General features: G+C 64.5%; 13 protein-coding genes and 1 other RNA gene. 10 read left to right on the top strand and 4 right to left on the bottom strand.

The window, feature by feature from the left end; translation table 11 throughout:
* Positions 1-54: 54 nt before the first annotated feature.
* The 3 genes from AC1Z32_RS21870 to trxA form a co-directional block, all read right to left on the bottom strand.
* Positions 55-1,626, bottom strand: coding sequence for a tetratricopeptide repeat protein (locus AC1Z32_RS21870; RefSeq protein WP_483480537.1), 1,572 nt, complete (start codon positions 1,624-1,626; stop codon positions 55-57).
* Between the two features lie 180 nt (positions 1,627-1,806).
* Positions 1,807-3,072, bottom strand: coding sequence for a transcription termination factor Rho (rho, locus tag AC1Z32_RS21865; RefSeq protein WP_483480536.1), 1,266 nt, complete (start codon positions 3,070-3,072; stop codon positions 1,807-1,809).
* Positions 3,073-3,349: 277 nt separating this feature from the next.
* Positions 3,350-3,676 (bottom strand): thioredoxin TrxA, encoded by a 327-nt coding sequence (gene trxA / locus AC1Z32_RS21860; RefSeq protein WP_008349330.1) that lies wholly within the window; start codon positions 3,674-3,676, stop codon positions 3,350-3,352.
* Between the two features lie 333 nt (positions 3,677-4,009).
* On the opposite strand from trxA, the gene ffs reads away from it, so the two are divergent.
* From ffs to AC1Z32_RS21810, 10 genes are all read left to right on the top strand, one after another.
* Positions 4,010-4,108, top strand: an RNA gene (gene ffs, locus AC1Z32_RS21855) — signal recognition particle sRNA small type.
* Positions 4,109-4,333: 225 nt separating this feature from the next.
* On the top strand, positions 4,334-6,586 hold the full coding sequence (locus AC1Z32_RS21850; protein WP_483480535.1) for a DNA polymerase III subunit gamma/tau: 2,253 nt from the start codon (positions 4,334-4,336) through the stop codon (positions 6,584-6,586).
* Between the two features lie 104 nt (positions 6,587-6,690).
* Positions 6,691-7,017 carry a YbaB/EbfC family nucleoid-associated protein gene (locus tag AC1Z32_RS21845; protein ID WP_008349334.1) on the top strand — a complete coding sequence of 109 codons (327 nt, stop codon included), beginning with the start codon at positions 6,691-6,693 and terminating at the stop codon, positions 7,015-7,017.
* 51 nt (positions 7,018-7,068) lie between these two features.
* Positions 7,069-7,665 (top strand): recombination mediator RecR, encoded by a 597-nt coding sequence (gene recR, locus AC1Z32_RS21840; protein WP_483480534.1) that lies wholly within the window; start codon positions 7,069-7,071, stop codon positions 7,663-7,665.
* Between the two features lie 26 nt (positions 7,666-7,691).
* Complete coding sequence (locus AC1Z32_RS21835; protein ID WP_062605550.1) at positions 7,692-7,916, top strand: DUF1653 domain-containing protein; 225 nt, start codon at positions 7,692-7,694, stop codon at positions 7,914-7,916.
* A gap of 46 nt (positions 7,917-7,962) precedes the next feature.
* A complete protein-coding gene (locus AC1Z32_RS21830) occupies positions 7,963-9,168 on the top strand; it encodes a CaiB/BaiF CoA transferase family protein (protein ID WP_483480533.1) in 1,206 nt (401 codons plus the stop codon).
* 50 nt (positions 9,169-9,218) lie between these two features.
* Positions 9,219-10,256 carry an ABC transporter substrate-binding protein gene (locus tag AC1Z32_RS21825; protein ID WP_483480532.1) on the top strand — a complete coding sequence of 346 codons (1,038 nt, stop codon included), beginning with the start codon at positions 9,219-9,221 and terminating at the stop codon, positions 10,254-10,256.
* A 3-nt stretch (positions 10,257-10,259) separates the two neighbouring features.
* Positions 10,260-11,087, top strand: a complete 828-nt coding sequence (locus AC1Z32_RS21820) for an ABC transporter ATP-binding protein (protein ID WP_483480531.1) — start codon at positions 10,260-10,262, stop codon at positions 11,085-11,087.
* 13 nt (positions 11,088-11,100) lie between these two features.
* Positions 11,101-11,925, top strand: a complete 825-nt coding sequence (locus AC1Z32_RS21815; protein ID WP_483480530.1) for an ABC transporter permease — start codon at positions 11,101-11,103, stop codon at positions 11,923-11,925.
* 272 nt (positions 11,926-12,197) lie between these two features.
* Positions 12,198-13,172, top strand: a complete 975-nt coding sequence (locus AC1Z32_RS21810) for a glycosyltransferase family 9 protein (protein ID WP_483480529.1) — start codon at positions 12,198-12,200, stop codon at positions 13,170-13,172.
* A 58-nt stretch (positions 13,173-13,230) separates the two neighbouring features.
* Here the strand turns inward: AC1Z32_RS21810 and AC1Z32_RS21805 are convergent, their stop codons facing one another.
* Positions 13,231-14,205, bottom strand: a complete 975-nt coding sequence (locus AC1Z32_RS21805) for an NADPH:quinone oxidoreductase family protein (protein ID WP_483480528.1) — start codon at positions 14,203-14,205, stop codon at positions 13,231-13,233.
* Positions 14,206-14,268 lie beyond the last annotated feature (63 nt).

The raw sequence follows: 14,268 nt of genomic DNA, 5'->3' as shown, positions 1-14,268 counted from the left end.
GCGGCGCGTGTATTTTCGCGCATCGGCGACGGCAAATCGAATCTCGCGAACTCGTCAACCGCTTCGCGCGGTCGTGTCCGCGCCGAGCCATTCGCGCTCCAGCTCCGCCAGAACGCGGTCCAGCACCTCATTCCAGTGGCCGCGCTCTTTCTGCGTGAAGATGCGCATGCCCGGATACCACGGACTGTCGTCGCGCCCGCGCATCCAGCGCCAGCAACCGGCGAAGCGGTTCAGCAGCCATACGGGCTTACCCATGGCACCCGCGAGATGCGCGACGGAGGTATCCACGGAAATGACCAGATCCATCGATGCAACGAGCGCGGCCGTATCCGCGAAGTCCTTCATCTCGTCCATCCAGTCGATGACGCGCGCCTGCTGCCCGGCTTTGAGGCGCTTCGCGTCGCTCTCGGGTTTCTGCAGACTCACCCAGCGGGCGTGAGGCCAGGCGAGCAGCGGGTCGATCTGTTCCGGCGTGAGGCTTCGCCATTGATCGACGCCGAGACCGGCGTGCCCGCCCGCCCATACGATGCCGATGCGCGGAGAATACGGTGGGCCGAGCCGGTCCAGCCGCTTGGTGAATGCGCGGACGGCGCGTTGCTCGGCATCGAGATAGGGCACGCAAGCCGGAATCGTCGCCAGACTGGTTCCGAATATCTTCGGCAGGGAAAGCAGGGGCGTGTGCCAATCGAGCTTCCATGGCTCGGCCGGCACAGTGCCGGCCAGGTGCAGATTGGGCCAGCGCGGGAAAAACGAATGAGCGAGCAGCCGGTGCAGCGGCTCTGGGCAAACGAAGGTCACCTCGGCGAACTGACCCAGCACCATCGGCAGATAGCGGCAGAATTGCAGAGTATCGCCCAGGCCTTGCTCAGCCACGACTAGCAGGCGATCACCGCGCCGATGTCCGTCGCCTTCCCAGCGGCGAATCGGCAGTTCGGGGCGCGCGGGCGCGCGCTGGCCGTCCGGCCCGACCAGACTCACCCAGCGATGCTCGAAGTGAGGCCACGCTTCCTCGAGACGGCCTGTCGCGAGCAGCGCGCCAGCCAGGTTGGAGTGGGCATCGAGATAGCCCGGATCGATGCTGACCGCCTGCCGGTAATGTCCGATTGCTTCGTCCAGCCGATCCTGAAACTGAAGGATGAAGCCAAGTTTGAGATGCGCGGCGCGATTGTTGGGCGTGATGTCGAGCAAGTGGCGATAGGCTTGCGCCGCTTCGTCGAACTTCTGGCTGTTTCGCAACGCGTCGCCCAGACAACTGAGCAGGCCCGACGTTTCCAACGCCGCCCCCGCCTTGACCGACAGCGCGAGCCCTGACCATGCCTGGGCGGCTGCGAGTTCGAATTCGCCCTGCCTCGTCAGCGCGACGGCCAGACCGCGAAAAGACGCGGGGTCCGGCGCAATCCGCGTGGCTTGCTCGAAACACGACCTTGCCTCGGTGTCCCGGTTCAGATTCAACGCGGCGAAGCCTTTCAGAAGCAGGGCATCGCTCAACGGCGGGTTTGCGCCACGCGCGGCGAGGTAACGGTCCACATACTCGATCGCCGCGGCCCAATCGCCGCGCTGATATGTGTCCAGGGCCGTCTGATACGCGTCGCCGCTTTTGTTGCTATTCGAATTCAAAATAGGCATCAATGACGTGGTGCATCAAAAGACGCCCGCATAGTGACAATGTCGCGCGCATGAGGGCGTCTCCCGAAAAATCATTATATTTAGGATCTTTCGGCGCGAGGTTGGCCGGCCCGGTCAAAAATTTGCACGAAAAAAAACCGCCTGGCGAAGCAGGCGGTTTTTCTTTGCGACGAATGGAGATCAGCTTCCGCCGCGACGCATCATGTCGAAGAACTCGGCGTTGTTCTTCGTCTGACGGATCTTGTCGAGCAGGAATTCCATTGCTTCGACTTCGTCCATGTCGTGGATGAACTTGCGCAGCACCCAGACCTTCTGCAGCAGGTCCGGCTTGATGAGCAGTTCTTCGCGACGTGTGCCCGACTTGTTCAGATTGATCGACGGATAGACGCGCTTTTCCGCGAGACGGCGCTCGAGGTGCACTTCCATGTTGCCGGTGCCCTTGAACTCTTCGTAGATCACGTCGTCCATGCGGCTGCCGGTTTCGATGAGCGCCGTGCCGATGATCGTCAGCGACCCGCCTTCCTCGATGTTGCGCGCCGCGCCAAAGAAGCGCTTCGGACGCTGCAGCGCGTTGGCGTCGACACCGCCCGTCAGCACCTTGCCCGATGCCGGCACGACCGTGTTGTAGGCGCGCGCGAGGCGCGTGATGGAGTCGAGCAGAATCACGACGTCGTGCTTCATTTCGACGAGACGCTTCGCTTTCTCGATGACCATTTCGGCCACTTGCACGTGACGCGCGGCGGGTTCGTCGAAGGTCGACGCGATCACTTCGCCGCGCACCGAGCGCTGCATTTCCGTCACTTCTTCCGGGCGCTCGTCGATGAGCAGCACGAACAGGATGACGTCCGGATGATTCGCCTTCACCGCATGCGCGATGTGCTGCAGCATCACGGTCTTGCCCGACTTCGGCGACGCGACGAGCAGACCGCGCTGGCCCTTGCCGATCGGCGAGATCATGTCGATGATCCGGCCCGTGACGTTTTCCTCGCCGCGCATTTCGCGCTCGAGCGGCAGCGGCTTGTTCGGATGCAGCGGCGTGAGGTTCTCGAACATGATCTTGTGTTTCGAGGCCTCGGGCGGCTGCCCGTTGACTTTGTCGACCTTCACGAGCGCGAAGTAACGCTCGCCGTCCTTCGGCGTGCGCACTTCGCCTTCGATCGTGTCGCCGGTGTGCAGATTGAAGCGGCGGATTTGCGACGGGCTGATATAGATATCGTCCGTACTCGCGAGATATGAAGTCTCGGGGGAGCGCAGGAAGCCGAAGCCATCGGGCAGCACTTCGAGGGTGCCGTCGCCGAAAATCGTGTCGCCAGCCTTGGCGCGCTTTTTAAGAATCGCGAACATGAGTTCCTGCTTGCGCAGGCGGTTCGCATTTTCGATTTCGAGGCCATTGGCCATCTCGATCAGTGCGGAGACGTGCTGAGACTTGAGCTCGGATAAATGCATACGGATTTCCCGCCGGGGAGAGAGGTGCGACAGAAAGATTTGGGAGAAGAGGTGAGCGGAACCGCTCGAGACTTAATACTTCTTGAACTCTTATGATTCTAGCATAGCACACGCCACACGAGCCTCGGGTGGGCTTTTGGGCGGGGCTTTTCGCCGATGTTGTCGCGTGACAACATCGGCTGCATCCGGGGCGCGTTCGTCAGTCGTGCTGATATCGCGACGTGATGCGCGGCGCGGGCGCCCGGTGATGCCGATGCCCGCGCGAATGATGATGCCGTTACAGGTTGCTGTCGAGGAACGCGGTGAGTTGCGACTTGGACAATGCGCCGACCTTCTGTGCGGCGACTGCGCCGTTCTTGAAGAGAATCAGCGTGGGGATGCCGCGCACGCCGAACTTGACCGGCGTCGACTGATGCTCGTCCACGTTGATCTTCGCGATCTGCAGGCGATCGCCGTAATCCTTCGCGACTTCGTCGAGGATCGGGGCAATCATCTTGCACGGACCGCACCACTCGGCCCAGAAGTCGAGCAGGACAGGTTTATCCGACTTGACGACATCCTGTTCGAAAGAAGCGTCGCTGATGTGCTTGATTGATTCGCTCATTGTCTGAATACCTCTATTGAATCGAGGCCCGCGTTTGAATGCTCGCCACGATACACCAAAACTGAAAAAAATTTCGTCGCCGACGAGCGGGGTTCACGCCCGCACGCCATGCGCCAGAATGACTCGCGAGTAGCGGCGAATGATCCGCGGAAAGGCGACATGCACCACTTCCGCACAATTCACATGTCATCTTAGCTTACTTTGCTATCCGTTGCCGGATGCTGATAGGGACGATCTGAGGGCGAAAGCATCAGGTACAAGAGGGCGCCGCGAAGTCGGCGCGATTCACCGACGGCTTCCGGGTGCGCGTGGCCCCGTGGTACAATTCGACGTGACGGGCCTCCTCGCATGGTGGCGCGGTCAACCTGGTCAGGTCGGGAACGAAGCAGCCACAGCCGTTTTCCACCAGTGCCGAGGGTCGGGCTCGTCACCTTCCGCTTTTCTTCCGCTGTTCCTCTCTCACGCTGTTCCTTCCTCGTTTCCCCGGGTTCATCTGCTTCTTCGCGTGCCATTCACGTGCCGTTCGCGTGCCATTTGCGTGCCATTCGGCCGCGGTGTTTTCGTGCGTCCGCGTCAGCCGAAAGCGTCATGTTCAAGCCCGCCGGCGCCCTTTTGGAACGGCGTTTGCGCGAGGTCGATGCTGATACAATTTCGCGCATGACCTATCAAGTTCTCGCACGCAAGTGGCGGCCGAAATCGTTCGAGTCGCTCGTCGGCCAGGAGCACGTCGTTCGTGCGCTCACGCACGCGCTCGACGGCGGCCGCCTGCATCACGCCTATCTGTTCACGGGCACGCGCGGCGTCGGCAAGACGACGCTCTCGCGCATCTTCGCGAAGGCGCTCAACTGTGAAACCGGCGTGACCTCGAAGCCGTGCGGCGTGTGCCGTGCGTGCCGGGAGATCGACGAAGGCCGCTTCGTCGATTACGTCGAGATGGATGCGGCGAGCAATCGCGGCGTCGACGAAATGGCGGCGCTGCTCGAACGCGCCGTGTACGCACCGGTCGATGCGCGCTTCAAGGTCTACATGATCGACGAAGTGCACATGCTCACGAACCACGCCTTCAATGCAATGCTGAAGACGCTGGAGGAGCCGCCGCCGCATGTGAAGTTCATCCTCGCGACGACCGATCCGCAGAAGATTCCCGTTACCGTGCTCTCGCGCTGCCTCCAGTTCAATCTGAAGCAGATGCCGGCAGGGCATATCGTGTCTCATCTGGAGAACATTCTTCAGCAGGAGAGCATCACGTTCGAATCGCAGGCGCTGCGTCTTCTGTCGCGCGCGGCGGACGGCAGCATGCGCGATGCGCTCTCGCTGACCGATCAGGCCATCGCGTATTCGGCGAACGAGGTCACCGAGGAAGCCGTGCGCGGCATGCTCGGCGCGCTCGATCAAAGCTATCTGATCCGTCTCGTCGACGCGCTCGCCGCGAGCGATGGCGCGGGCGTGCTCGCGATCGCCGACGAAATGGCGTTGCGCAGCCTGTCGTTCTCGACGGCGCTGCAGGATCTCGCGAGTCTCCTGCATCGCGTCGCATGGGCGCAGTTCGCGCCGTCGTCGGTGCTGGATGAATGGCCGGAAGCCGCCGATATCCGCCGCTTCGCGGAGACGCTTTCCGCCGAGCAGGTGCAGCTTTTCTATCAGATCGCCACGGTCGGGCGCAGCGAGCTCGGTCTCGCGCCGGACGAGTACGCCGGCTTCACGATGACGCTCCTGCGCATGCTCGCGTTCGAGCCGGCAAGCGGTTCGGGAGGCGGCGTCGCGGTGAGCGCGCCGTCGGGCGCGAAACCGGTGCGCAGTGCCGCGCTCGCGGGCGCGATGGCCGAGCGCGCCGTCGCTCCGGCGCCGGTCGCGAAAGCGGTGGAAACCGTCGTCGTCAGGGCGAAGGAGCCGCCGCCGAAAGAGCCCGCCGCCGAAAGCGCGCAGCCTGCCGCATCCCTCGAGGCGAGCGAGCCCGTTCCCGCGAAACCCGCGCCGGTTCCGAGCGCCGCGCGACAGGCCGTGGATGAAGCCGCGCCCGTTGCACCGCGCGCGCCCGAGCCCGAAACTGAAGCCGCTGCACCGCGCGCGGCAAGCGGCGCGAGCGCCGCGCTCGAAGTGCTGCGTAGCGCGGGCATGCGTTTGTCATCCGATCGGGGCGCGCGCGGCGCATCGGCTGCGCCGGCGGCAGCGCCCGCCACGCCCAAGCCTGCCGCGAAGCCTGCCGTGCAGGTTCAGGTGCCCACGCCACGCCGCGCGCCGGCTGCGCCCGCGGCATCCGCCGCGCCCGAGCCGAAGCCCGCGGCCAGCAGCGCCGGCGGCGCGAAGGTCGTGCCGCCGTGGGAAGACATGCCGCCCGACGACTATCCGCCGGCGGGATCGGAAGCCGAATACTTCATGCCGCCGGACGACGGCTTCGTGCCCGCGTTCGACAGCGGCCCCGACGACCTGCACTTTCGCGGCGAGCCCGTGGCGAAGCCCGCGCCCGCGATCGACACGACGCCGCTGCCGCCCGCCGTGCCGCTCGAGGCGCTTGGCGTGTCCGTCGAATGGGCCGCGCTCGCCGTCGATCTGCCGCTGAAGGGCGTCGCCTATCAGCTCGCGTTCAACAGCGAACTGACGGCCTGCGACGCGAATTCCGTCACGCTCGCGGTCGCGGTGCAGATGTACACCGACGCCTCGCACGTCACGAAGCTCAAGGCCGCGCTCACCGAGAAGCTCGGCCGCGCGATCGAAGTCACCGTCAACGTCGCGCCCGCGCGCCGCACCGCGGCCGCGCTCGATGCGGCAGACCGCGCGCGGCGCCAGCAGGAGGCCGAGCAGGAGATCCGGCAGGACCCGTTCGTGCAATCGCTGATCCGCGATTTCGGCGCGAGCATCGTCCAGGGCTCGATCAAGCCGATTTCCGCATCGGGCGCAAATCCGTCGTGAATTGAAGGGCGCGGCGCGTTCTCCGACGCCGCGCATCGCACCGAATATCGAGCGCGCGCACTGCGCGCGCTTCCGCCACACGTTTTCCAGTAAGGAGCTGAACCATGATGAAGAACCAACTCGCCGGGCTGATGAAACAGGCTCAGCAGATGCAGGAAAACATGAAGAAGATGCAGGATCAGCTCGCGCAGATCGAGGTCGAGGGCCAGTCCGGCGCCGGTCTCGTGAAGGTGACGATGACCTGCAAGAACGACGTGCGCCGCGTGCAGATCGACCCGAGCCTGCTCGCCGACGACAAGGACATGCTGGAAGACCTCGTCGCGGCCGCGTTCAACGACGCCGTGCGCAAGGCCGAGGCCACCACGCAAGAGAAAATGAGCGGCATGACCGCCGGCATGCCGATGCCGCCGGGCTTCAAGCTGCCGTTCTGATCGCGCGCGCCGGAGCGAATCCGGCGCGCTTCGATGTCACATGAAGGACACATGAAACAACCTTCCGCCCTGTCGGCGCTCGTCGAAGCGCTGCGCGCGCTGCCCGGCGTCGGACCCAAGTCGGCGCAGCGCATGGCGTATCACCTCATGCAGCATGATCGCGCGGGCGCCGAGAAGCTAGGGGCATCGCTTCTGTTCGCGACCGAGCATCTGAAGCATTGCGCGAAGTGCAACACCTTCACGGAAGCGGACATCTGTGAAGTCTGCCTCGACGAGGAACGCGACCCGGCGCAGCTGTGCGTCGTCGAAACGCCCGCCGACCAGATCATGCTCGAACAGACGCTCACGTATCGCGGGCTCTACTTCGTGCTGATGGGACGGCTCAGTCCGCTCGACGGCATCGGCCCGAAGGAGATCCACTTCGAGCGCCTCATCAATCGCGCGCTCGACGGCGTGGTGCAGGAAGTGGTGCTCGCCACCAACTTCACGAACGAAGGCGAGGCGACGGCGCACTATCTCGCGCAGACGCTCAAGTCGAAAGGGCTGAAGGTGACGCGTCTCGCGCGCGGCGTGCCGGTCGGCGGCGAGCTCGAGTATGTCGATGCCGGCACGATCGCGCGCGCGATGCTCGATCGCCGCTCAGTGTGAACGCGCACATCAGCAGGACAACACCGATGACAGAAACCGAAGCTCTCGCGCTCGCGACGCATCGTCATTACAAAGGCGGGCTGTATCGCGTGATCGGCGTCGCGCGGCACTCGGAAACCGAGGAAGCGATGATCGTCTACGAGCATCTGTGGCCGCACGAACGCGGCTTGTGGGTGCGCCCGGCCGAGATGTTCAACGAGACGCTCGCCGACGGCACGCCACGCTTCAGGCCGCTCGACATGCCGCTCTGAAACACCCCTGAGAAACACACATAAGAACATCCAAAGGAGACACGTCATGAGCACAACGACGGGGCCGCTCGCCGGCGTCAAGGTGCTGGAGCTCGGCACGCTCATCGCGGGGCCGTTCGCGGCGCGCTTCATGGGCGAGTTCGGCGCCGACGTCATCAAGATCGAAGATCCGAACGGCGGCGACCCGCTGCGCAAGTGGCGCAAGCTCTATCCGGAGGTCGGCGGCACGTCGCTGTGGTGGGCGGTGCAGGCGCGCAACAAGAAATCCGTCACGGTGAATCTCAAGGCCGAGGAGGGCAAGGAGATCGTCCGGCGGCTCGCGCAGGAAGCCGATGTCGTCGTCGAGAACTTCCGGCCCGGTCTGCTCGAAAAGCTCGGACTCGGTTACGAAGTGCTGTCCGCCGGGAATCCCGGCCTCGTGATGGTGCGTCTTTCCGGCTACGGCCAGACCGGTCCGTATCGAGACCGTCCGGGCTTCGGTGCGATCGCCGAATCGATGGGCGGGCTGCGTCACATCACCGGCTATCCGGACCTGCCGCCGCCGCGCATTGGCATTTCGATCGGCGATTCGATCGCGGCGCTGCATGGCGTGATCGGCGCGCTGATGGCGCTGCATCATCGGCAGGTGAATGGCGGCAAGGGGCAGGTCGTCGATGTCGCGCTGTACGAAGCCGTCTTCAACATGATGGAAAGCGTCGTGCCCGAATACGGCGTGTACGGCATGGTGCGCGAGCGCACCGGCGCGTCGCTGCCGGGCATCGTGCCGTCGAATACGTATCCGTGCCGCGACGGCAGCATCGTGATCGGCGGCAACAGCGATCCGATCTTCAAGCGCCTGATGAACGCGATCGACCGCGCGGATCTCGCGAACGATCCCGCGCTCGCGTCGAACGACGGCCGCGTGCCGCGCACGCAGGAAATCGACGACGCCATCGCGGCGTGGCTCGCGACGCGCAGCATCGACGAAGCGCTCGCCGTGCTCAACGCCGCCGACGTGCCGGCGGGCCGCATCTACAGCGTCGCCGACATGTTCACCGATCCGCAATACATCGCGCGCCAGATGCTCCAGCGTTTCCCGTGGCAGGACGGAAAGGAGATCACGCTGCCGAACATGACGCCGAAGATGTCGGAAACACCGGGCGAAACGCGCTGGCTCGGGCCGCAACTCGGTGAACACACGGATGAAGTACTTCAAACGCTCGGGTATGATGCCGACGATATTGCGCGGCTGCGGGCGGCCAGGGTGATCTGAGCCTCGGGCTGGGCAGCGCTGACAACGATAAAACCAGGAGACAGACAACGATGAAACGCAGAACGTTCATCGCGAGCGGCGCCGTGCTCGCGGGCGGGGCAATGTCGGGCATGCCGCTCGCCTTCGCGCAGAACAAGCCGGAACAGACCAAGGTATCGATCGCGGTCGGCGGCAAGAATCTCTTCTACTATCTGCCGCTCACGATCGCGGAGCGCCGCAACTACTTCAAGGACGAAGGGCTCGACGTCGAAATCGCCGACTTCGCGGGCGGCGCGAAGGCGTTGCAGGCGGCGGTCGGCGGCAGCGCGGACGTGGTGTCCGGCGCGTTCGAGCACACGCTGCTGTTGCAGGCAAAGAACCAGTACTTCCGCGAGTTCGTGCTGCAGGGCCGCGCGCCGCAGATCGTGCTGGCCGTGTCGAAGAAGACGATGCCGAACTACAAGTCGGTCGCGGACCTGAAGGGCAAGAAGATCGGCGTGACGGCGCCGGGCTCGTCGACGTCGATCATGGCGGGATTCGTCCTCGCGCAGGCCGGACTGAAGGCGACCGATGTGTCGTTCATCGGCGTGGGCGCGGGTGCGGGTGCGATCGCCGCGCTGCAATCCGGACAGATCGATGCTATCGCCAACCTCGATCCGGTGATGACCAAGCTCGACCGTGCGGGCGATATCCTCATCGTGTCGGACACGCGCACGCTCGCCGATACGAAAAAGGTCTTCGGCGGCAACATGCCGGCGGGCTGCCTGTACGCGTCGCAGAGCTTCATCACGAAGAACCCGAACACGACGCAGGCCCTCACCAACGCGATGGTGCGCGCGCTGAAGTGGCTGCAGACGGCATCGGGCAAGGATCTGATCTCGACCGTGCCGGAAGGCTATCTGCTCGGTGATCGCGCGCTCTATCTCGATTCGTGGCAGCACGTGAAGGAGGCGCTGTCGCCGGACGGCCTGATGCCCGCCGACGGTCCCGCGACCTCGCTCAAGACGCTGCAGGCTTTCGACGAAACCGTGAAGGGCAAGCCGATCGATCTGTCGAAGACCTGGACCAACGACTTCGTGAAGAAGGCGCTCGCCACCGTCAAGGTCTGATCGATGAACGCGCCGACACCTGCGCTCGCGCTGGACGACGTCACCTGCACGTTCGCCTCGCGCGAGAATCGCCGCGACCGCTACACCGCGGTCCGCAATACCAGTCTCACGATCGCGCCGGGCGAGTTCGTGTCCGTGGTCGGGCCGACCGGCTGCGGCAAGTCCACGCTGCTCAACGTGTCGGCGGGGCTGCTCGAGCCATCGTCGGGCACGGTGAGCGTCTTCGGCGAGAAGCTCACGGGCATCAACCGTCGCGCGGGCTACATGTTCCAGGCCGATGCCCTCATGCCGTGGCGCTCCGCGCTCGACAACGTGACGGCCGGCCTCGCGTTCCAGGGCCTGCCGAAGCATGAAGCCGACGCGCGCGGCGAGGAGTGGCTGAAGCGCGTGGGCTTGGGCGGCTTCGGCGATCGCTATCCGCATCAGTTGTCGGGCGGCATGAGGAAGCGCGTCGCGATGGCGCAGACGCTGATCCTCGATCCGGACATCATTCTGATGGACGAGCCGTTCTCCGCGCTGGACATCCAGACGCGTCAACTGATGGAAAACGAGCTGCTCGATCTGTGGGCCGCGAAGCGCAAGGCCGTGCTCTTCATCACGCACGATCTGGACGAAGCGATCTCGATGTCCGACCGCGTGGTCGTGCTGTCGGCGGGGCCGGGCACGCATCCGATCGGCGAATTCGTGATCGACTTGCCGCGGCCGCGCGATGTCGCTGAGATCCGCTCGCACGCGCGCTTCGTCGAACTGCACGCGCAGATCTGGGGCGTGCTGCGCGAGGAAGTGTTGAAGGGCTATCAGCAGCAGCTGAAGCCCGCCGCCGCCGACTGAGACTAAAACGAACATGTGGAACAAGCTGCGCCCGAGACGCGCCAATCTCATCGTGTGGCAATGGCTGTTGCTGCTCGTATGCTTCGCGCTGTGGTACGTGCTGACGAGCCCGACGCTCCTGCCGCCTTTCTATTTCGACGACGCCAACAAGGCCGCGTTCTTCTTCGGCGAGCCGCAGAAGGTGCTCGTGCGCATCTGGGAGTGGTTCACGAGCGGCGAAATCTATATCCATCTGTGGGTGACGCTGATCGAAACCGTGCTGGCCTTCGTGATCGGCACCGTCTTCGGCCTGGGTGTCGGCCTCTGGCTCGCGCTCGCGCCGACGACGAGCGCGCTCCTCGATCCCTACATCAAGGCCGCCAACTCGATGCCGCGCGTGATTCTCGCGCCGATCTTCGCGGTGTGGTTCGGGCTCGGCATCTGGTCGAAGGTCGCGCTCGGCGTGACGCTCGTGTTTTTCATCGTGTTCTTCAACGTCTATCAGGGCGTGAAGGAAGTGAGTCCGGTTGTGCTCGCCAACGCGCGCATGCTCGGCGCGAATCGCAAGCAACTGCTGCGGCACGTCTATCTGCCGAGCGCGACGAGCTGGGTGTTTTCGAGCCTGCACACGTCGGTTGGTCTGGCATTCGTGGGCTCGGTGGTCGGCGAATATCTCGGCTCGGCGCGCGGCGTCGGCTATCTGATTCTGCAGGCCGAAGGCACTTTCGACATCAACACGGTGTTCGCCGGGATTCTCGTGCTGACGGCGTTCGCGCTCGTGCTCGACGGCCTCGTCGCGCTGGTCGAGCGACGGCTCATGAAGTGGCAGCCGAAGACCGGAGAGACAGAAAAACTCTGACTTGAAGCAGTGATTTCGCTCTGCCGGGCCGCGTGACAAAACTTGTCAAATCGGTTCCCGCTGATCGGTTATGGTCATGTGCGGCTGATATCGCTATCATGCTGCGCAGTCCAGACGCCGCAGGGCGGGTTCCTGCAGGTCCGGCGTGTTTCGGAGGTAAAGGAGCATCGGGAGCACATCAAGTCGTAACGCAACCGGGCAATACTCCGTATTCGGGTGCTACTGCGCGGCATCGGCGCGGCGTTCATCGGCGCGATCCCGCGAGAACAAGAATGAAACTGCGAACTGACAGTTCGATTGCGGTGGTACTTCCATCGCCGATCGGTGACAGCCTCATCGGGCTCGTCCTCGTCAACAATCTCATCCGCAATGGTTATAGGCCCGTCGTGTTCGGCTGGGTCGCGGAGCAGCTCGCCGACTGGTTTCCGCAGATGACGGTCGGCCGGCCCGACGCGTGGCGGGGCGCGTTCGACACGGTGATCGAATTGCGGCCGACCGAATACGCGTCGGCATTGAGCCGCTCGGGCCGCACGCTGTGTTTCGCCACGCTGCCGGAATACGGCGGCGTGAAGCACATGGTGGACCGTGTCGTCGACATTGCGACGAACGTGCTCGGCCTGCGCGATGTGACGCGCGCGAACGGTCTCGTCGTGCCGGCTGGCGTCATGCCAGGGCGCTTCGCCAATCGCGTGGTGATCCATCCGACGGGCAGTCATCCCGAAAAAATGTGGGGCCGCGATAAGTTTCTGGCGCTCTCGCGCGTGCTGATCCGTCGTCGATTGCAGCCGAGCTTTCTCGTGGCGCCGGCCGAAATCGGCGGCTGGAGCGATATCGCCGAGGAAGGGCACGAGGTCAACGCGCTGCCGCGACTGAGCGAAGTCGCAAAGTGGATCGCGGAGTCGTCCTGGTTCATCGGCAACGATTCGGGCCTCGGGCATCTCGCGTCGTGCATCGGCGTGCCCACGCTTTCGCTGTTCATGCGCCAGGGGCTTGCGCGCTCCTGGCGTCCCGGCTGGGGGCCGGGCGCGGTCGTGCTGCCGCTTTCCGTGCTGCCCTTCGGCGGACTCAGGGAACGGCTCTGGCAGCGTTTGCTCTCGGTGCGCCGGGTGATGGCGGCGTTTCAGGCGCTGCATGGCAAGCATGCGTGCGCGATGCGCCACTACACGGCGGCCGAGTTCGGCGACGCGCAAGCAGCGCAGGCGACGCGCATCGGCATACTGCCCGGCGCGCAATCGCGGCGTTTGTGAGCGGGCGCGGCCAAGCCGCGAATCTGCGCGAATGGGCGCAATGGCCGCACCCGGCGCATCACGGTTCGATCACGATCTTGCCGGTCACGCGGCGATTCATCATGTCGTCGAGGGCTTGCGGCGTTTCGTCGAGCGCATAGCGTTTCGTGACGACGGGGCGCAGCTTGCCCGCCTTGATCCAGCCGACCATCGTCGCGAACTCCTGATCGGCGAGCGCGTGTTCGCGCTGCATGTGACCGCCCCAGAACACGCCGACGATGCTCGCGCCTTTCAGCAGCGCGAGATTGAAAGGCAGCTTCGGAATCTCGCCGTTCGCGAAGCCGACGACGAGATAGCGCCCGCGCCAGCCGATGCTGCGAAACGCGGGCTCCGCATACGCCCCGCCGACGGGATCAAAAATGACATCCGGGCCGTTGCCGCCGGTCAGCGCCTTGATGCGCTCGCGCAGATCTTCCTTTGCATAGTCAATAACTTCGTCCGCGCCATGCTCGCGGCAGAACGCAAGCTTCTCGGCGCTCGACGCCGCCGCGATCACACGGGCGCCGACGATCTTGCCGATCTGAATTGCCGCGACCCCGACACCGCCCGCCGCGCCGAGCACGAGCAGCGTGTCGCCGGCCTTGAGCGCGCCGCGATCGACGAGCGCGTGATACGACGTGCCGTACGCGAGCGTGAACGCGGCGGCGTCGGCGAGATCGACGTCATCGGGCAGCGCGACGCAATCCGTTTCCTTCGCGCGCGCCTGTTCGGCGAACGCGCCTTGCGCCGTGTAGGCGGCCACGCGCATGCCGGGCGACAGGCGCGTGACGCCCGCGCCCACCTCGCGCACGATGCCCGCGAGCTCCGCGCCGGGCGTGAACGGCAGCGGCGGCTTGAACTGGTATTTGTTCTGGATGATGAGGACGTCCGGAAAATTGACGCTCGCCGCTTTCACGTCGATGACGACTTCGCCGGCTTCCGGATGAAGATCGGGCAGCGTTTCGATGGAAAGCGTATCGGGTAATCCATGTTCGTTGCATCGTACGGCGCGCATGTCGTCTCCTGATGAAAGTGAGCTCAGTGTAGGGCAGGGACGACGTCGGACGCGACCCTTCGA

Source organism: Caballeronia sp. 11_S32 (genome assembly GCF_056930355.1).
This window is presented reverse-complemented; position numbering and strand designations above follow the sequence as displayed.